Origin of the sequence: Vibrio sp. J502, assembly GCF_025397955.1 — a bacterium.
Classification (GTDB): Bacteria; Pseudomonadota; Gammaproteobacteria; order Enterobacterales; family Vibrionaceae; genus Vibrio; species Vibrio anguillarum.
Genome location: NZ_CP104555.1, coordinates 261,335 through 280,498, shown reverse-complemented (window position 1 = coordinate 280,498; position 19,164 = coordinate 261,335). Strand labels below are relative to the sequence as shown.

Here is a 19,164-nt window from a genome sequence, read left to right as displayed (position 1 = left end):
GAAGGGCAGCGCATTTTTGAGTGCATCGCTTAAGATCAATCTGAAAAAATTGGCAAAGTCATTAGGTGCCGCCGCGAGTCAGAAATTATCCATTTATTACCCGACCACCAGCAGAGCACCCCATTCTAAGTTCGATTTATAGGGGTGAATTTTATGAACGCTCAAATACCGGTTTCGCCAATTTTCTCAGCAGATTCGGCTTTTTCACCACCAGATAAACAGCCGTAACTGCAAGGCAGAAGCCCGCAACACCAAACCCATCCAATGATTCATCAAAAGCAAGCCATGCTTGAATGGCGGTGGTTGGCGGTACAAGATAAAACACTGAAGCCACACTTGAGGCCGCACCGTGTTCAACCATATACAACAGCAATAAAATAGAGACACATGACAGCACCACAACCAGCCATACCAGTATCATGATAAAGGTCGGTGTCCATTGCACTTGCATGGTTTCAAAGCTCCAAGCCCAAGGTAAAAATAGGCATAACGCAGCCACATATTGCACGGTAGCGCTGCCAATCATATCGACACCTTGGCAAAATTTTTTCTGATATAAGGTGCCGAGCGTGATGCCGAGCAGAGATAACAAACACAAACTAATGGCAGGCCATTTGTGCACTTCCGATTGCCACTCAATGTTACCCATCAAGACGAGACTTATCCCAGAAAACCCAAGAGCTAACCCTAACCACTGCGCCAGATTAAAGCGCTCTGTACTCATAAAAACCAGCAGCAGCGCAGTCAAAATGGGTTGTGTCCCCACCAGCAGAGCACTTAAACCTGCTGGCATTCCCCAAGAAATCGCTTGGTAGGTTCCGCCCAAATAGCAACCATGAATCAACACACCCGTTACACAGGAATGCCACAAATGGCGACCACGCGGAATGCGCCTTTTGAGCAATAACAACAAACCAATAAAAAGCACCACGTTCGCCACCATGCGCAGCGTGAGCAGCGTGGCAGGTTCCGCATACATTAAGCCAAACCTTGCGCCAACGAAACCAGATGCCCATAGCACGACAAACAAGAACGGGATCATTCTTACAAACATCACAAAATTCCTAGCCACAATCGATTCTATGCTGCTACTTTATTTGGGTACAGTTATGCGCAAAAGGCACAGATTTGAATAATTTAGTGGGTACAGAATGAAAAGTAAGCTTAAAAACACGGATCCTAAATATACTGAGGTAAAACGTCATCTTAAGCAGAGCATCGACGATGGTTTATTCCACGCACACGATAAAATGCCTTCCATTCGCCAGCTATGCGAACAACTGTCTGTCAGCAAAAATACCGTTATTCGTGCTTATCAAGAGTTAGAAGCGATGAATGTCGTCTACTCTCAGCCTCGTTCAGGCTATCGAGTCCAAGGTGCTGTAACCCCTTTGGAGATTCCGCTGCCACAACCCAATAGCATTGACCTGCTCTCTTTATCTAAATCAATTTTGGTTCAACCCACAGTGAAACATCACATGCCCGCAGGCTCAGCGCATCCTAATACGCAAAGCGCCGCGATTCGTAGTTTGTATGCAGAAATTGGCCGCCACAGCCGCCAGCAAACGCACATTCCTAGCCACTATCAGCTACCGCCAGGTAATAGCCATTTAGTCAAACAACTGCTAAAAATATCGCAAGATTTGGGCCTACAAATCAAAGCACAAGAAATCGCCATTACGCATGGCGGTCAGCAGGCCATTAGCCTCGCATTTCGTGCATTAACCAAGCGCGAAGACATTGTGGCCGTTGAGTCACCTTGTTATTTTGGCACGCTGCTGTTGCTTGAATCATTAGGTTTAAAAGTGGTGGAGATCCCCAGCCATAGTGTCGAAGGCATCGACATCAGCGCCCTCGAACAAGCGCTATCTCAATGGCCGATTAAGGCGATTCTCGTCACGCCTAATTTTAACAACCCAACCGGTTCACAAATGCCTCTGGAAAAACGTAAACAGCTTTTGGCTGTCAGTGGTGATACACCAATTATTGAAGATGATGTGTTTGGTGGCCTGTATTTTCAAAAACCGATACCTTGCTTGAAGATACTGGATGGCAAAGGCCGCGTTATTTACATCAATTCGCTCTCCAAAACCTTGGATTCACGGCTGAGGATCGGTTGGATCATCGCTGGAAAGTATCAAGCGCAAATAGAAAAGATATTGCTCAGCGAGAATATGGGCAGCTTGAATTTAATCCAATCAGCCGTAGCGGAATTTCTCGAAAGTGGTAAGTACCGCCAACATCTAGCCAAAATGCGCCGCACTTACCAACTGAACCAGCAGCGCTTTGCCAAATTGCTCACCACCTCGCTCAATCACTACCCGTCGCTGCAAGGGCAGTTTCAATTAAGCCGACCTGAAGGTTCATTTTTATGCTGGCTGACACTTCCGTCATTCATCGATAGTTTTGAGCTTTATCAACGTGGCCTGCAAAACAAAATCAGCCTCCTGCCGGGGCATCTTTTTGCAACGCAGGGACAATTCCAACACTGTATCCGTTTCAGTGTAGCGAACTTTGAAGACAACATGGCATGGCAGGAAAGCATAAACAAACTGACCGAACTGATTCATCTCGCGGCATCAGATCACAAGACGTAAGCGTACGCATTTTAAAAAATTGCTGACTAACCACTTGTATTGCAACAAAGTCGGCATAAGATGAATGCCTTAGTTCAATGAAGGTTTGCTATGAATAATCAATTATCATTAAGAGCGTTAGAGCGCGGTGACTTACGCTTTATCCATGATCTCAATAACAACCGCAACATTATGTCTTACTGGTTTGAAGAGCCTTATGAATCTTTTGATGAGCTGGAAGAGCTGTACAACAAGCACATTCACGATAACGCCGAGCGTCGGTTTGTGGTTGAGAACCGAGATAAGGAACTGATCGGTCTCGTTGAATTAATTGAAATTGATTACATTCACCGCAGTGGCGAGTTTCAGATCATCATCACGCCAGAGCACCAAGGAAAAGGGTTTGCACAAACCTTGATCAACAAAGCCTTAGACTACTCTTTCACCATTTTGAACCTACACAAAATCTACCTGCATGTGTCGACGGAAAACGAAAAAGCCATCCATTTATACCAAAAAGCCGGCTTTGTTGAGGAAGGGCACTTAGTTGAAGAATTCTTCATTAATGGCCAATATCGTGACGTAAAGCGCATGTACATTTTGCAAAACGCGTATCTTAATAAGCCCGCGTAACATCATAGGAGTGAATAATGGTCACTTGCAGTCAATATGATTACATTGAGCTCGCGTGTTTGTTTCATTTGCCCGTCAAGCTCACCTTAAAAAATGGTCTTACCTATTCAGGTACCGCGATGGACACTCTGCGCAATGAACACCAACAAGAGTGCATTGTGTTGAAAAATGAGCAAAGTGAACACTTAATTGAAACCAATGCCTTATTGATGATGGAGGCATTAAGCTCACATCCTCATTTTACCCTGATCAAATTTGACTGATAAAAGAGCGTGGCAACACACAAGCCACGCTTACTTATTAGCTTTTTTGCGTTAACTGGCAATATCGAGCTTGTTGCCTGTCACGCCATTAATGCGAAACCACCCAGCGATGCTGAAACGCTCAGCATTGGTAGGTTGTACTTCATGCGGAAAACGTTCGGATAAAAAGACCAGTAAACGCCCCGCTATCGGCGCAACCGTCGCGAGATACTGATCTTGAACATCGTAAATAACCAACTCACCTGCATCAGCACCACACCACCGATCATTCATATAAAATACCGTCGTCAGTTTGCGGCTGGCGTTGCCTGTAAAGGCATCGAGGTGTTTTTGGTAGAATGCCCCTATTTCATATTTGGCAAAATGAGCTTCGTATTCAAATAGCCCAAGAAAAAAGTGGCGGTTAACCTCTTGCCGAATTTGCTCCATACGTTGCAAATAGTCTTGCACAGGCAGGCCCATGCTGTTTTCAATCCACTGGATTTTATCGTTGCGTATTTCAACCTCTAATTGCAAGGCATCGTGCCTGCCAATTCGCGCCACTTGTAACTGCGGTGGCGTACACGCTCGTAGGTTTTTGGTTTGCTCTGGTGTTAAAAAGTCATCCCATATGTACCAACCTTGATCGGCAATTGCGTCCATCAATTTATCTAACGACATTTTCACACTACATATAACAAAAGTGCTGTGGTTATATCGATAGCAAGCCATAACAACAAATCGGTGTTTCGATGCTTAAGACAAGGCGAATTTGTGGAGGCGGAGAAGCTGGCAAGAAAAGACTAGAAACAAACACCGTGGTTGTTGAACAACCTATCGTTGAATACCCTCCTACATAACAAAGGGGCACTGACTCGTGCCCCTTTAAATTTAATCAATAAAGATGATTAATCCAGTCTTAACGTTACACCACTGTAATTACTATAGCCTTTGAGCATCACATGGTAGGTGGTTCCTGGTGTTGCAGAAATTGTGCACTGTTCATTGTTGCCCGATTTGTAAGGGCGACAATCCCACGAAGAAGTGGTTGGTTTGCTGCCGGCTTTGACATACAAATCAGCATCACCTGAGCCCAAACTGATCGAAACTTTAGCGCTGGTTGAGCTTGCGACCGTAAAGGTATAGAAGGCTTCGGAGCTTCGCGTACCTTGTAACCCTATTACTGGTTTGCCTTTTTCTAGCACATTCTCCGTTGGAGGCACTACGCCACAGCTAGCATTTACGCCCACTTGGTTAAAGGCATCAACCACATCCGCTTTGTTATAACCTAAGTCTTGTGCCGCTTTTGCGACGCCACATCCACCTTGGTCAAAGGTACTGTTTGCTGTCCAATATAACTGGTTAGCGACGGTGAACACTTCAAAACCTTTACGAACCGACCAATTGGCTTTGTTGGCTAGCAAATAATACGCGCGATTAAACACACCACTTGAATAGTGAACATTTAATCCATTGTAGTATTGAGAAGCGTGATCGATAGAACGGCCATCTTTTGACGGTTGATCAAAATAACGTAAGCCACCGGAAGATTTGAAAATGTCGCTCCCGACCACCCAGTCAACGCTGCCTTTCATATAAAATTCAGCTGCTTCCCCAGCAATATCAGAGAACGCTTCATTGATACCACCAGACATATTTTGATAAACAAGCCCTGAGTTCTGCTCGGTAAAGCCGTGGCTCACTTCATGCGCGCTGACGTTGATATCCACTAATGGATAAAATGTATTTTGGCCATCACCAAAGGTCATGGACGATCCGTTCCAGAAGGCGTTTTCATAGTTGCTGTCATAATGCACACGCATAGTTAGCTGGAAGGTTAATGGGGTGGTGTTCATCCAGTCTTTGTACATATCGAACACCACTTTACCAAAGTAGTGTGCGTCATTAAGCGGTGAATAAGCGCCATTAATCGCTTTGTAATCGTTGTAATTACTCGCGTCGGTACATGAATAGCTGAACGTTGAACCACCCGATGTCGCATGCTTCATATCCACGGTTTTTACAGCGCTATTCACCATGCTACAGGTGTTGCCTACTTTATTTATCACTAACCCTGGGAAATCTGTTCCGTACTGATAAAAACCTGTCTTCTGATTTCCACCAGGTCCAGTACCCGTCGCCTCTGCATGGTTTAACCCTTCCCAAGTTTGTAATACGTCACCAGAGTTCGCATCAATAAAGAAAAATGGCCGTGCAGGCTCATTGGTTGCAACAAAGAAGTCGACTAAATAAACCATTTGAGCCATTTGGTTTTCGTCCAAACGCACCATCAATTGAGCGCGCTCGTTTTCTGTAACAAGATCCGCACTCGTCAGTGATGGGTTTTGTTGTTGGTAATGCGTAAGTGCAATACTAACCGCCTGCTTTTGTTCAACTTGTGGTGAAGTACTTACCACATCAGAATCAATTTGCTGCGCCATCATGCCGTAAACTTGGCCGATACCTTTCTCAGTTTGCGTTGCTACGACTGACGTATTAAAGACCGGTAAACCATGATACATCTGCTGGTAACGGACTTTGACTTTACCATTAGGTAGAGTGACGCTTTTTACCATCTGAAAGCCATTTTGTGTTGGCACAATACTGCGAGCCTGCATGGATAAAGCTTGTTCTAGTAGACTTGGATCATCAACCTGCACCATTTTCGCGGCTGATACTGGTAGTGCTGCGCTGATAGAGGCTGCGAGGAATAGCCACTTCATTTGACGTTGTACTTTTTTCATTTCTCAATCCTAGAGAGTTATTATTAGCATCCGCTGACGACTTACATCCAATCAACCACCAGCGACGTGACTGCGAATGATTCGCTCATTGAAAATGGATCAAGAAAACCAACCTCGCCAGTAGCACGGAAAAATAGTGCAAAACGAGCGTCAAATAAAATGGTCACAAAAAAGACAATAGCCAAAACAACTCGAAGATTTTTTATGATAATTAACTTGCATGTCAACAAGATAAACATAAATGATAATTATATGTACATTTAATAGTGCGCATAACTATCAATATAATTTTTGCTTGATTTTGATGAGAATTAATTTGTAAATCTCATTGGCAAACAAGTAGCCCTTATAACCTTCGAACACTTTTATAAGTAAAAACACACCGTAATGTGATGCATTTTATCTATGCCTACCTATTCATGAGCAATCAAAAGTCCGTGTGGTCAAAACCTGACATGGTTGGCTAAAGTTTGTACTGGCAACCCTTTGTTAGAAAATCTCATCGTAATTTATCATGCTCTTAACACAGCCTGACAGACTCCTTACACCGCTCACACCATGATTGTTAGTATCACGCCATCGAATTAATACTTTCTATATTTTCTACAAACGAAGGAGCTATCCAATGAAAAAAATCATGATCTTCGCTGCTGTATTTGCAATGAGCGCTACCGCTTTTGCGGGTGTATACACCTCGATAACAGAGACATCTCTAAAAACAGGCGCCTTTACTACTCAAGAACAGGCTTACAATGCAGGTTTCGATTTAGTCGATCAACTCAAGCAAATGCAACCTGATGAATTAGCGAAAAAGTTACCTATTTTTGAGCCTTCACTCAAAAGTCAAAGCGTCAAACTTAAAGATTTAGAAGTTCACGTAGAACCTTTTTCAAAAGTGCGTGATCAAGTGGAATACCGTGCGGTTATTGACGTTAGTTATCAATACCAATACAGCGAAAACGATCGTAATTAACCTCATTGAGCCCTTATCTTTGCGCTAGATAAGGGCTTTTTCACTGATTTAGCATTAAGACAATGAATCAACATTCTTGATAAGAACACACGCAGTGTTCATTTGAGATGAAATTAACTTCATTTAATAAACTAACAAACTGAGAAAATACAATGAAAAAGTTAATGTTCCCAATTTTTGGTTTACTCGCGTTAGCGGGGTGTGATCAACAAACGCAAACAGAAAGTGCTAAGGCTCTAGAGCCCACCGCCGTGGTGGCGGAAACAGATGCCGTACCGTCGCCCATCTGTGCAAGCGAGTTTATGCCGGGAGGTTGGCAAGCGACAGAAATTACCGATGAAGCTAAAGAAGCGTTGAAGAGCGCTTTAGCACAAATGGAGAACAACGCACAATTAAAAGACATTATCGATGTCCGCTCACAAGTGGTTAACGGGGTGAATTATGCCATTGAGTTTGAAATGGATGATGGCAGCATTTGGAATGCGATAATCTATCGCAGTTTAGAAGGTGATTACTTGTTAACCCAACCAGCAAAACAAGGCAAATTGTGTGAATAACCTCATCTTATAAGCCATGATTAAACCAGAGTTAGAGAGCAAAAAGAGGCCATGGCCTCTTTTTGCTACTCGATACTATAGCTATTTAATACTATCGCCATACACCCCATTCACCCGTAGTTCCGGGCTCTTCATTTTTTGTCCACCACTGTGCGGTCCAAGTTTGCTGCTTGTGCATAACGACATCACCGGACGTATAAATTTTACGTCCCATTCCAAGCATTATCGGGGACAGGTGGCTGTGGCGTTTCCTCTTTTAGCAAAGAAAGCTGATAACTGTAAGTCGCGTTTGGAGCAAATACACGGTTAGCATACACATTCTGGCTATCGTACATATAGTGATTCATTTCTTGGTGCCAAATCCCAATAAACCACTCCCCTTTTTTTACTTGGTTAAACTGACCTGCCATTTCCGCTGGCCACGTTGCTGTATTATTGGCTGAAATCGCTAAGCTGATATCGGTCGTTTCATTGCCATTGGCATCGAAGGTACGCAAACGAACCGTATCGCCAGATTCAACAGGACCAAAACCTTGTGAAATATAACCACCAAGATCGCTGAGATTCTGCGCAGGTTCTGATGGGTCTGTCGGATCCGTTGGGTTTGATCCACCACCGCTAAAACTAATATCACTGCAGTTATAAAAACCTTCGCCCGCGGCATCAATACGTTGCCAGCGAGTATAAAGCACAGCATCACCACTTCTATCGGCAGGCAGGGTAATCTTTATGCGATATTTTTTATCCGTCCCCACGGTGATATTACCTTTGGTATCAATAAGATCTAGATCATCCCAAGTTAATGGGGCCTCACCAGTATAAGTCGGTTTAGAGAGATAAAACTCCCAATAAGAGGGGTTATGTGGCGCGGTAGCATTAAAGACTAATTCGATTTGTTGATTAGCGTCTAAATTCACGGCCGTTTTTTGCCAATGAGGTGAAGCAACATCTAACCCTGCTTTCGCGTTGCTGCCTGCGGAGCACAACAAGCCGTCGCGAACAACAGCTTGAACATGAGCCATGTCACGATAATTTGCCACATTGGCCGCCACTTCATTGCGTTGTACAAAAGGATAAGCTCCAGACTGATCAAAAGCCGCTTGGCATGCTGCATTAGGGATCGTATTACTCCAGAAACCACCATCTAGGTAACAGGTATTTTGCCGCGCGCTCGGAAATTCAACCCAACCATGAGCTTGTGCATGAGCAGAAAGCAATCCGCTCAATGAAAGCAAACCCAACACACTGACTTTATTAAAATTATTCATCATTCTTCCTTTTTGTATTATTAGCATCAATGCCACAGAACGACACTCTGTAACACATGAATTGCCAATCAAAGCTAGCAAGAATTATCAATAGACAGTGTCAAATCTGGGTAGGAATACTGGACTATTTGCTTATTTTGCCACTCTCTTTCCAATCAAAAAGAATATGAATCATTGAACTCACAGTGAGTTTCGAGTGACTTCATGGTTTAACAATTTTTGCCAACTTTCCTTATCTGCGATTTAATTGACGACAAAACAACCAAAAACAAACATCTCGCGAACAAAAGTGAAAACGATTACATCTCAATTTAATGGCACTAACCATGAAAAAATGAAAACTAATCATTTGTTTTTATGCGCAAATTAATTCCCTTGTAACATTTGTCACAGAAATACATTCAGTTGCACACGACAATGCCGTTCTCTTTCGAATGAAACATTTTTTATCGTTCGAGCTTTAGAACCATCGCACTACATTAATGAGGTCAACTATGTTTGGTATCTTTAAACCCCAAGCGCATATCGAGAGGCTCGCTACTGAGCGGCTCGATAGCACTTATAGCCGCTTGCGCTGGCAGTTATTCATCAGTATTTTCTTCGGCTACGCAGGCTACTACCTTGTTCGTAAGAACTTTAGTTTGGCGATGCCTTATTTGATTGACCAAGGTTTTAGCCGCGGTGATCTCGGGGTAGCTCTTGCCGCCGTATCGATTGCTTATGGCTTATCTAAATTTTTAATGGGGAGCGTTTCTGACCGCTCTAACCCACGCTACTTCTTAAGTGCAGGCCTTTTAATGTCTGCGTTAGTGATGTTCTGTTTCGGTTTTATGCCGTGGGCAACAGGCAGCATTACTGCGATGTTTATTTTGCTGTTCTTAAACGGTTGGTTCCAAGGTATGGGCTGGCCTGCTTGTGGCCGTACCATGGTTCACTGGTGGTCACGTAAAGAACGTGGGGAAATTGTTTCTGTATGGAACGTAGCCCACAACGTCGGCGGTGGCTTAATTGGTCCTCTTTTCTTGTTTGGTCTTTGGGCATTTAACGATGACTGGCGCGCCGCATTTTACGTTCCTGCCTTTTTTGCGACCTTAGTTGCCATTTTCATTTGGATGACGCTGCGCGATACGCCGCAATCTTGTGGTTTACCACCGATTGAAGAGTATAAAGATGACTACCCAGACGACTACGATAAATCTCATGAGAATGAGATGACCGCGAAGGAAATCTTCTTTAAGTACGTTTTCTCTAACAAATTGTTGTGGTCTATCGCTATTGCCAACGCTTTTGTATATCTCATTCGTTATGGCGTATTGGACTGGGCTCCTGTTTATTTGAAAGAAGCTAAAGAGTTCACCGTTGATAAATCTTCTTGGGCGTACTTCTTGTATGAGTGGGCAGGTATTCCGGGAACGCTATTGTGTGGTTGGATATCCGACAAAGTATTCAAAGGCCGTCGTGCACCTGCGGGCATCTTATTCATGGTTCTCGTTACTTTTGCGGTACTCATTTACTGGTTTAACCCTGCCGGTAACCCAGGTATCGACATGGCGGCTCTTATTGCGATTGGTTTCTTAATTTATGGCCCAGTAATGCTGATTGGTTTATACGCACTGGAACTGGCTCCGAAAAAAGCGGCAGGTACCGCAGCAGGTTTAACAGGTTTATTTGGTTATCTCGGCGGCGCAGTAGCGGCAAATGCAGTATTGGGCTACACCGTTGACCACTTTGGTTGGGATGGCGGCTTTATGATCCTAGTCGCTTCATGCGGTATTTCTATCCTTTGTCTGCTGTATGCCTACATTGGCGAGCGTGCTCACCATAAAGAAAAAGACAGACTTGCGGAAGAAAAAGCGTCAACGCCATCATAAATCTGACACCTAAATGTGTTGAATTTGCGTTACGCACTGTTCACTTTGAATCAAAACTCTCCCCCTGCAACGTCAGGGGGAATTTTTAAGGATAACAATATGAAACTGACACTACTCGCACTTTCCATGGCTACTTTAGCCAGCTCGGCGTGGGTTCAAGCAGAACCATTGGTGATAGCGCATCGCGGCGCTTCCGGTTATCTGCCTGAACATACCCTTGAAGCCAAAGCGCTTGCTTACGGCATGAAGCCTGATTTTATTGAACAAGATGTCGTGATGACCAAGGATGACCAATTGGTGGTTCTGCACGATCACTATCTTGACCGCGTCACTGACGTTGCGGAGCGTTTCCCTGACCGCGCACGTGGTGATGGCCGCTATTACGCCATCGATTTTACGCTGGCAGAGATCAAAAGCCTGCGCGTAACTGAAGGTTTTAATATCGATGACAAAGGCAATAAAACCGCTGGTTTCCCCAACCGTTTCCCTCTTTGGAAATCAGACTTCACCGTCCCAACCTTAGCGGAAGAGATCGAGCTGATCCAAGGGCTGAACAAAACGCTCGGTTACGATATTGGTATTTATCCAGAAATCAAAGCGCCTTGGTTCCACCGCCATGAAGGTAAAGACATCAGTAAAGCGGTACTGAAAATGCTGAAGGAATATGGTTACGACAGTCAAGAGTCGAACGTTTATCTGCAATGTTTTGATCCTATCGAGCTAAAACGCATTAATGATGAACTGCTTCCAGCAATGAACATGGACCTCAAACTGGTTCAATTGATGGCCTACACCGATTGGAATGAGACCATGATCTATGATGGCGACCAAGCACAGCCATACAGCTATGATTGGATGTTCGAAGCAAACGGCATGAAGCAAGTCGCCACCTACGCCGATGGCATTGGCCCGTGGAAACCTATGTTGGTTGACGACGCTTCAACCAAAGAAAACATCATCATCAAGCCATTGATGAAAGCCGCTAAAACCGCCGGATTAGTCGTTCACCCTTATACCTTCCGCGCAGAACCCGATCGCATTGCACCTTATGCCGACAGCTTTGATGGGATGCTCGATGTGTTCTACAACACTGTAAAAGTAGATGGTTTATTTACTGACTATCCCGATAAAGCAGTGGAGTTTTTGCATTCAACTCGCTAAGTAAGCGTGATTAACCTTACCACTTTGGCACGCTTCATCCCCAGTATCATCATGCTGGGGATGTTATTTTTGGTGACTTAATGCCTTCACCACCTTAAGTACATGCTTATTTAAGTTACTGGCTTCCCAAAGCACCGCAATTTGGCTGTTAAAAGGCATCTCCTCGATGGGAGTGATCACGGCAGAATCATCGATATGTTCAGCTAGTGATTGGGGCACAACAGCTACACCAAATCCCGCCTGAGCCATTGCAACCATCGACCTCAACTGCGGAGCCGAAAAACGTTGATCGACACGGATTCCTACATCGTCAAACAGCGCTTTCATACCATCATGTAATGCTGGCCCCGTTTCACGAGGAAACAACAACACGTGCTCATTTTTTAACTGAACTAAAGTAAGGCGATCTTTTTCAGCCAAGGGATGCCCTAAAGGGATCACCGCGACAAAAGGCTCTTCAAATAAAACCACCCGCTGTAAAGACTCACTGGCATAACAAGGTAAACGCACCAATGCTATATCCAACTGCTTAGCTTTCAACAGCTCAACCAACTCTGGCATCGCTTGCTCAACCGCGGTGAGATTCACGTTTGAAAAACTGTCCCTTATCTCCCGCACTCGGGATAATATTTGGGTATTCATCGCAACCGAAGTCGCAAAGCCCATCCGCACTTCATTTTTTTCTCCACGCGCCAGCTGTTTTACTTTCGCCTTCGCTCGATCCACATCATTTAAGATGGTGACCGCATCGACATAAAACATTTGCCCAGCCTCGGTCAGCTCTACCCCACGTGGTAAACGCTTGAATAACAGCGTATCGAGCTCGTGCTCCAATTTCTTTATCTGCTGACTCAACGGTGGTTGAGCAATACCTAACACTTCAGCCGCTCGTGTGAAATGGCGCGTTTGTGCCACCGCCACAAAATACTTGAGATAGCGAAACTCCATATCTTTTCCATATAGAAATAAATCTTATTTATATTGGATTTAGCCACGTGGAGAAGTCAATCTAAATATACACTTTATTGCATAAATGGTTATTCTCATGCGTGGATTCTACACTCCGCTTTGTGCTTGTTCTCTCGATGTAGCAAAAGAGTTTGCTGAATATCATCATGTAACGGGGGATGGAGAGATTTACCAAACTTCGTTGATGAGTGCGTTGATTGCTGGCGTTTATGAAGGCGCAACAACGGTTGAACAACTGCTGCAACATGGCGATTTTGGCTTGGGCACATTCAATCAATTAGACGGTGAACTGATCGCGTTTGATAAAGAGGTTTTCCAATTAAAAGCCGATGGTTCGGCTAACCCCGCACACTTAGCGCAGCAAACCCCCTTCGCCGTCATGACTTTTTTCACTCCTGATGTCGAAGTTCCTATCACCTCTAAAATGTCTCGTGCTGACGTTCATCATCTGATTGATGAGCTAGTACCCAGTGACAATATTTTCTGCGCAGTACGCATTGACGGTTTATATCAGTTTGTCAGAACGCGTACCGTGCCGCGTCAAACTCGCCCATTTCGCCCAATGTTGGATGTTGTAAAAGAGCAGCCCACATTTAATTTCACCTTCAAACAAGGCGTTATCGCCGGTTTTAGAAGCCCGCAGTACACCACAGGTATTAACGTTCCGGGGTATCACGAACATTTCATTACCGAAGATAGAAAAGGCGGTGGCCACATACAGGACTACTCTATTTCGTCGGGCTTTTTACAAATTGGCAAAGTATCGCGCTTGGTAATTGATACCCCGACTTCGCTAGATTTCCTTAAAGCCAACCTAGCTCCCAATGACATCCGAACCGCGATTGAAAAAGCGGAAAAATAGCGCTGAACAGGAGAAAAAGAATTGAATTGAAAAAAGCCGCCAGATAGCACCACCACTTCGTCAAGAAGTGTCAACGTCAGTCAACAATAAGGGTATAAAAATGAATACAAAACCTACCACTAGAAATGGCGCTCAATTAATCGCTCAACAGCTGGAATCTTTGGATGTCCGCTATATTTTTGGCATTCCGGGGGCCAAAATTGATCGGTTATTTGACGCCATTGAAGACACCAATATTCAAATGATCCCAGTGCGTCATGAAGCCAATGCGGCCTTTATGGCCGGCGTCATCGGCCGTTTAACCGGCAAAGCCGGAGTCACCATGGTGACCTCAGGCCCGGGCTGTGGAAACTTGGTTTCAGGGGTTGCCACTGCCAATTCAGAAGGTGACCCGCTGGTCGCTATCGGCGGCGCGGTCAAACGAGCAGATCAACAAAAGCAAACGCACCAGAGTATGGATACCGTCAGTATTTTCCGCTCTATCACAAAATCCAGTGCAGAAATTCAACATGTTGATGCCGCCAGCGAAGTGATGGCCAATGCCTTTCGCACAGCAGAATCAGGCCGGCCGGGGGCGTGTTTCGTTAGCATTCCCCAAGATGTGTTATCCGACCACACTCTCACCGATATTATTGTTCCATCACGTAATGTTCATTCAAGCCAAGCCAGCCCAGAAGCGATCGAAGAAGCCATTACCCGCATCGAGCGGTCACAGCGCTGCGTCGTCTTACTTGGCTTACACGCCAGTCGCGCTGAAAATGCTCAAGCCATCAGCCGTTTTTTGCGCACCACTCAACTGCCTGTAGTCGGAACCTATCAAGCCGCTGGGGCAGTTGATATTAACTATTATCACCATTTCGCTGGCCGCGTAGGTTTATTTAACAATCAGCCCGGAGATGTATTGCTGCAAGATGCTGACCTGATTGTCACTATTGGTTTTAACCCCATCGAGTACGACCCAGAGCTTTGGAACGCAAAACAGTCCCCAATCATCCACTTAGACATTGAACCAGCAGAGTATCAGCTCAATTACCAACCTTGTGTGGAAATTGTCGGCAATATCGTTCAATCACTGGATGATATGATCGATTGTGTCACCAATTTCGCACACCTCTCTCCCAAAGCCTTATCGATTTTAGAGGAAGTGGCACAACAGCGGCAGATAATAAAATCCTACCCTACTCGTCAATCTCAACATGGGTTTCATCCATTAGCCTTAATCAAAGCGATGCAATCCATTATTACCCCAGACACCACCTTGTGTCTGGATATGGGCAGCTTCCATATCTGGATTGCGCGCTATTTAAGCTGTTTTCGCGCCCGTCAAATGCTGATCTCAAATGGTCAGCAAACCATGGGCGTTGCCCTACCTTGGGCGATTGGTGCAAACCTGCTTAAACCCAGTACCAAAGTGGTCTCTGTTTCTGGTGATGGCGGCTTCATGCAATCAAGCATGGAGTTAGAAACTGCCGTCCGCCTAAAATGCAACATTGTACATATCATCTGGGTCGATAACGCCTACAACATGGTCGAGATACAAGAGATGAAAAAGTATCAACGCCCGTCCGGAATAAAATTTGGCCCGATAGACTTTAAAGCGTATGCCGAATCATTTGGCGCGCAAGGCTTTGCCGTGACCGAACGTCATCAACTGATGCCTATGCTGCATCAAGCCATGGAAACTCAAGGACCTGCTGTCATCGCTATCCCCGTTGATTACAGCGACAACTACAAGTTGATGCTACCCAGAACACAAGAAAATCGAGATCCAATTTTTGAGCATATCGAAGGAGAAACAATATGAATGGTTTAACCCATAAAGTCGCTTTAGTCACGGGTGCCGCCAACGGCATCGGCTTTGCGATAGCACAGCGTTTATATGATGAAGGGGCCAATGTAGTACTGGCCGACTGGAATGAAGAGCAACTCGCCACCGCCATCGAAGCTTTTGACTCAACACGCGTCGCGGCGCAAGTGATTGACGTCTCCGATCCTAAAAAAGTAAAAGCCATGATCGATAACGCCGTATCACGCTTCGGTAAGCTCGACATTTTAGTCAACAATGCGGGCATCCACATCCCCGGCTCCGTCTTAGAAAGCAGTGTTGAAGATTGGAAGAAAATATCAGCGGTGAATATTGATGGCGTCGTGTATTGCTCTAAATTTGCCTTACCTGAACTGCTAAAAACGCAGGGGGCCATAGTCAACACCGCTTCAGTCTCTGGCTTAGGTGGCGACTGGGGTGCCGCATTTTACTGCGCCAGTAAAGGCGCGGTAGTCAACCTCACTCGCGCCATGGCGTTAGACCACGGTGCCGCTGGCGTGCGAATTAACGCCGTGTGCCCAAGCTTAGTTAAAACCAATATGACCAATGGTTGGTCGCAAGAGATTAGAGATAAATTTAACGAGCGCATCGCACTAGGACGCGCCGCAGAACCGAGCGAAATTGCCGCCGCAGTGGCCTTTTTAGCCAGTGACGATGCATCATTTATCAATGGTGTCAATTTACCCGTCGATGGTGGCGCTACCGCTTCCGACGGCCAACCTAAAATCGTTTAACCACGAAAACTCAGCCAGTACCCAAACCATTTTCCGTGCTGGCTGATATTTTAAAACCGCATAATTCAAAACAAGCCCCATAAACCTTTCAGCCCTAAAAGGCCTCCTTTTCCACAATTAGTACAACTCCTACAAACACGAAACTAATTGGGGAGGGTTAGGGTGGAGTGTTTCTTGGTTGCTGGCAGCACCCCCTCCTAACCTCCCCCTGAAAGGGAGAGGAACAGAACGGTATCAGCTTCCACTCTGGAGCATATAATTGGACAAGAGTTAGGAACCAACTTTGCTAATTTAGTGATAGATGAATAACTAAAGGTATAGCAAATAGCAAAACTAACTAGCAACGCACATTGGAGTGGTCAAAACTTCTCTCTACGACATCTGCCACCTTAGCGGTGGCAGATGTCTGACTTTTTCAGAGAATCTTTTGTAATGAAGACCCAAACTCCTCTTAATTTTTGGCGAGCGCGAGTGCGCCTTGAGTCATTAAGGTCGAGGAAGCAGCACTACTCAGCTCAACTATTCTTTATGATGCCTATCCTTGTTATTTGACTAGTTAATATTAATCTTGACAAAAATTTAAATTATTGTTTATTTTTCTCTTTGTATAACAAAGTCCAAGTTAAGAAACTTAATGATTTCCTCTCTTGTGCCGAAGTTTATTTTCCAGCGCTTTGACATAAACTCCATCAACACAACCCCACGATTAACAATATCATTTGGAGTCCATTGTTTATATTCTGTAAGCTCTATTTCAGAGTACGAGCCATATTTAAATTCAACACATTGTTTGTTAGAGCTAATTTTTTCAGGGAATGGTTTGTTCTGAAAACTAGAATTCTTTGAGCGTGATAATGGAACTAAGTTACCAATAGAATGTCGCAGAATAGAACGCTCTTTCTGCGTGTAATTATTATATAAATCCGTCCAATATTGGTGAGTGGCTCTTTGAGGATATATATGTTCTACTGTTTTATAATCTCGATGATCTTCGAAAAAATCAATTGGATTTATTTTATCTCGATGCGTTTTTGAAAGGCTTTTAAGGTGCAATTCATATTCATAAAGAAAATACTTTATAAGGCCCCACTTATAGTACCCACTTTCCTTAAAATGTTTTGAAATGTAATTTAGTGTTTCGGAATTGGTTGTTAACTCAGATTTTATTTCATTAAGTTTTGCGATTAACTTATCAACAGAAATTTCGTTATTGGACAGTTTGCAAGCTAAACCAATAAGATCTCTAGGTGAAAAGTTTACAGACATACCTCTAGTAAGAAAATAAAGATTAAATATAACTATTTCTAAAGTTTTAAAAAGTTTCAGACATTCATTCTCATCTAACTTTAGTAAACAAACCATCAGCAAAGTTCGCACTTCATCTGTGGCTATCTCTAAGCGATTAAACCTTTCCAAATATAGTACGATACTGTCAGGTAAGCCTGAATCTGTTGGGTTACATATTTGATACCACTTTTCAACTGAAGACTTTAAACTCCCAACATAGTCATAAATATCCTGAACGGTCAGGGCCTTTTCACAATCACATTTATCTTTACATTCACAATTTAAAGATATAGACCTAACTGTGAACTTCTCTTCTAATAAATATGTTTGATACCGATACCTAAAAGATCTCATAATAAAGTAGTAATCATCATATTTATCACCGTCCTTATTAAAAACATCATCAAAGTACAAGATAAAATGATTTAATAAGAAGGCATCATCATCCAAAGGGTTATCTTTGTTTCGTCCTAGTTGATGATATATAGTCTTCCAGCATTCGTTTGTTGAAAGTCGTAATTTCTTAACTTCATCCTCATCATTTGAGATTTTTGTGGATAAATATATAAGTCTATTTTTCAACAATTCCAAATGTGATAATGGCTTACCGCGGTTATTCATAGTTTCAAATGAAACATGGACATCCACATCAACACCCATAGAATAAATATTAAAAAGAAAATGTTGGGTTATCTTCGTGTATATAGATTCAATTTGTGTGTTGCTAAATGATTTTAATCGCTCAATAAAAAACTCTTTCGCATTAATAAGGTTGTTCGTGTATATTGTTTCCTGAATTTCATTCTGATAATCAGAATTCTCATTAAATATATTCCTTTTTAGGAACTCATAGCTAGGGTTATCAGAAACATAACCGAACAAGTAAGATCTAGAAATACCTTTATCTTTTGTTTCGAATATGAATTTTTTCCTAATGTCATCATAAGATGTATAATTCAGCTCACCTTCAGAACCTATGGTTTCTAGAATAGATTGAATTAATATGATCGAAGTTGTTAACCTTTGCTGTCCATCCACAATATAATGCGGCTCATAATTTTTTGATTTTATAATCCAAGCATCATCAACCCAGTTATTGTAGACTTCCGAACTTACGTCTTCCAAAGTGAGAACACCGACATAGTGATTTTTGCCATCTTCCAATTGCAATAGATCATTCCAAAAATCCTTTAGATGCCTGTCTTGCCAAGCATAACCTCTTTGATAATCAGGAATTCTAAGCAATCGTTCTGTGAAAATTTTTGATATTGAAAATAAATCCGTTTTCATAAGCCCTCAAAACAATAACAAACCAAGTTAACTTATTGATTTTTGTAATTCAAAAATCCAGCATCATCAGGCATTTTACACGTTACAACGATCAATACCACAGGCTCTTTTACTTAAAGGAATATCCCCCATGTAATCACATCCATCTGTCTGTAACGTCCAGCATCCAAAA

General features: G+C 43.4%; 16 protein-coding genes and 1 pseudogene. 10 read left to right on the top strand and 7 right to left on the bottom strand.

Annotation, left to right across the window (positions count from 1 at the left end; translation table 11 throughout):
* Nucleotides 1–151: 151 nt before the first annotated feature.
* Nucleotides 152–1,054, bottom strand: coding sequence for a DMT family transporter (locus tag N5E84_RS17050; RefSeq protein ID WP_069212245.1), 903 nt, complete (start codon nt 1,052–1,054; stop codon nt 152–154).
* Between the two features lie 97 nt (nt 1,055–1,151).
* Here N5E84_RS17050 and N5E84_RS17045 point away from each other — a divergent pair, with 97 nt between their 5' ends.
* The 3 genes from N5E84_RS17045 to N5E84_RS17035 all read left to right on the top strand — a co-directional run bounded on the left by N5E84_RS17045 (nt 1,152) and on the right by N5E84_RS17035 (nt 3,472).
* Nucleotides 1,152–2,597, top strand: a complete 1,446-nt coding sequence (locus tag N5E84_RS17045; protein ID WP_069212244.1) for a PLP-dependent aminotransferase family protein — start codon at nt 1,152–1,154, stop codon at nt 2,595–2,597.
* Between the two features lie 90 nt (nt 2,598–2,687).
* Nucleotides 2,688–3,209 carry a spermidine N1-acetyltransferase gene (gene speG, locus N5E84_RS17040; protein ID WP_013868118.1) on the top strand — a complete coding sequence of 174 codons (522 nt, stop codon included), beginning with the start codon at nt 2,688–2,690 and terminating at the stop codon, nt 3,207–3,209.
* Nucleotides 3,210–3,226: 17 nt separating this feature from the next.
* On the top strand, nt 3,227–3,472 hold the full coding sequence (locus tag N5E84_RS17035; RefSeq protein WP_017045964.1) for a Rho-binding antiterminator: 246 nt from the start codon (nt 3,227–3,229) through the stop codon (nt 3,470–3,472).
* A gap of 51 nt (nt 3,473–3,523) precedes the next feature.
* On the opposite strand, the gene N5E84_RS17030 is transcribed toward N5E84_RS17035, so the two are convergent.
* The 3 genes from N5E84_RS17030 to N5E84_RS17020 all read right to left on the bottom strand — a co-directional run bounded on the left by N5E84_RS17030 (nt 3,524) and on the right by N5E84_RS17020 (nt 6,380).
* On the bottom strand, nt 3,524–4,132 hold the full coding sequence (locus N5E84_RS17030; RefSeq protein WP_026027933.1) for a 2OG-Fe(II) oxygenase: 609 nt from the start codon (nt 4,130–4,132) through the stop codon (nt 3,524–3,526).
* 227 nt (nt 4,133–4,359) lie between these two features.
* On the bottom strand, nt 4,360–6,195 hold the full coding sequence (empA, locus tag N5E84_RS17025) for a zinc metalloprotease EmpA (protein WP_069212243.1): 1,836 nt from the start codon (nt 6,193–6,195) through the stop codon (nt 4,360–4,362).
* Between the two features lie 41 nt (nt 6,196–6,236).
* Nucleotides 6,237–6,380, bottom strand: a complete 144-nt coding sequence (locus N5E84_RS17020; RefSeq protein ID WP_019281242.1) for a hypothetical protein — start codon at nt 6,378–6,380, stop codon at nt 6,237–6,239.
* Between the two features lie 440 nt (nt 6,381–6,820).
* Here N5E84_RS17020 and N5E84_RS17015 point away from each other — a divergent pair, with 440 nt between their 5' ends.
* Nucleotides 6,821–7,168, top strand: a complete 348-nt coding sequence (locus tag N5E84_RS17015) for a DUF3316 domain-containing protein (protein ID WP_069212241.1) — start codon at nt 6,821–6,823, stop codon at nt 7,166–7,168.
* A 152-nt stretch (nt 7,169–7,320) separates the two neighbouring features.
* Nucleotides 7,321–7,725, top strand: a complete 405-nt coding sequence (locus N5E84_RS17010; protein WP_069212240.1) for a cystatin domain-containing protein — start codon at nt 7,321–7,323, stop codon at nt 7,723–7,725.
* A gap of 91 nt (nt 7,726–7,816) precedes the next feature.
* Here N5E84_RS17010 and N5E84_RS17005 read toward each other — a convergent pair.
* Nucleotides 7,817–8,993: pseudogene (locus tag N5E84_RS17005) on the bottom strand (lytic polysaccharide monooxygenase).
* Between the two features lie 494 nt (nt 8,994–9,487).
* On the opposite strand from N5E84_RS17005, the gene glpT reads away from it, so the two are divergent.
* Both glpT and glpQ read left to right on the top strand, forming a co-directional pair.
* Nucleotides 9,488–10,864 (top strand): glycerol-3-phosphate transporter, encoded by a 1,377-nt coding sequence (glpT, locus tag N5E84_RS17000; RefSeq protein WP_069212239.1) that lies wholly within the window; start codon nt 9,488–9,490, stop codon nt 10,862–10,864.
* A gap of 99 nt (nt 10,865–10,963) precedes the next feature.
* On the top strand, nt 10,964–12,025 hold the full coding sequence (gene glpQ, locus N5E84_RS16995) for a glycerophosphodiester phosphodiesterase (RefSeq protein ID WP_026028651.1): 1,062 nt from the start codon (nt 10,964–10,966) through the stop codon (nt 12,023–12,025).
* Between the two features lie 63 nt (nt 12,026–12,088).
* On the opposite strand, the gene N5E84_RS16990 is transcribed toward glpQ, so the two are convergent.
* Nucleotides 12,089–12,973: a LysR family transcriptional regulator gene (locus N5E84_RS16990; protein ID WP_069212238.1), complete on the bottom strand. Its 885-nt coding sequence runs from the start codon at nt 12,971–12,973 to the stop codon at nt 12,089–12,091.
* Nucleotides 12,974–13,058: 85 nt separating this feature from the next.
* On the opposite strand from N5E84_RS16990, the gene budA reads away from it, so the two are divergent.
* From budA to N5E84_RS16975, 3 genes are all read left to right on the top strand, one after another.
* The gene (gene budA / locus N5E84_RS16985; protein ID WP_069212237.1) at nt 13,059–13,856 is read left to right on the top strand and encodes an acetolactate decarboxylase; all 798 of its coding nucleotides are present in this window, start codon (nt 13,059–13,061) and stop codon (nt 13,854–13,856) included.
* A gap of 100 nt (nt 13,857–13,956) precedes the next feature.
* The gene (gene alsS / locus N5E84_RS16980; protein ID WP_069212236.1) at nt 13,957–15,660 is read left to right on the top strand and encodes an acetolactate synthase AlsS; all 1,704 of its coding nucleotides are present in this window, start codon (nt 13,957–13,959) and stop codon (nt 15,658–15,660) included.
* A complete protein-coding gene (locus tag N5E84_RS16975; RefSeq protein ID WP_069212235.1) occupies nt 15,657–16,415 on the top strand; it encodes an SDR family NAD(P)-dependent oxidoreductase in 759 nt (252 codons plus the stop codon). Before alsS ends, N5E84_RS16975 begins: the two co-directional genes overlap by 4 nt.
* 591 nt (nt 16,416–17,006) lie before the next feature.
* Here the strand turns inward: N5E84_RS16975 and N5E84_RS16970 are convergent.
* On the bottom strand, nt 17,007–18,992 hold the full coding sequence (locus N5E84_RS16970; RefSeq protein ID WP_069212234.1) for a DUF262 domain-containing protein: 1,986 nt from the start codon (nt 18,990–18,992) through the stop codon (nt 17,007–17,009).
* Between the last annotated feature and the right edge of the window lie 172 nt (nt 18,993–19,164).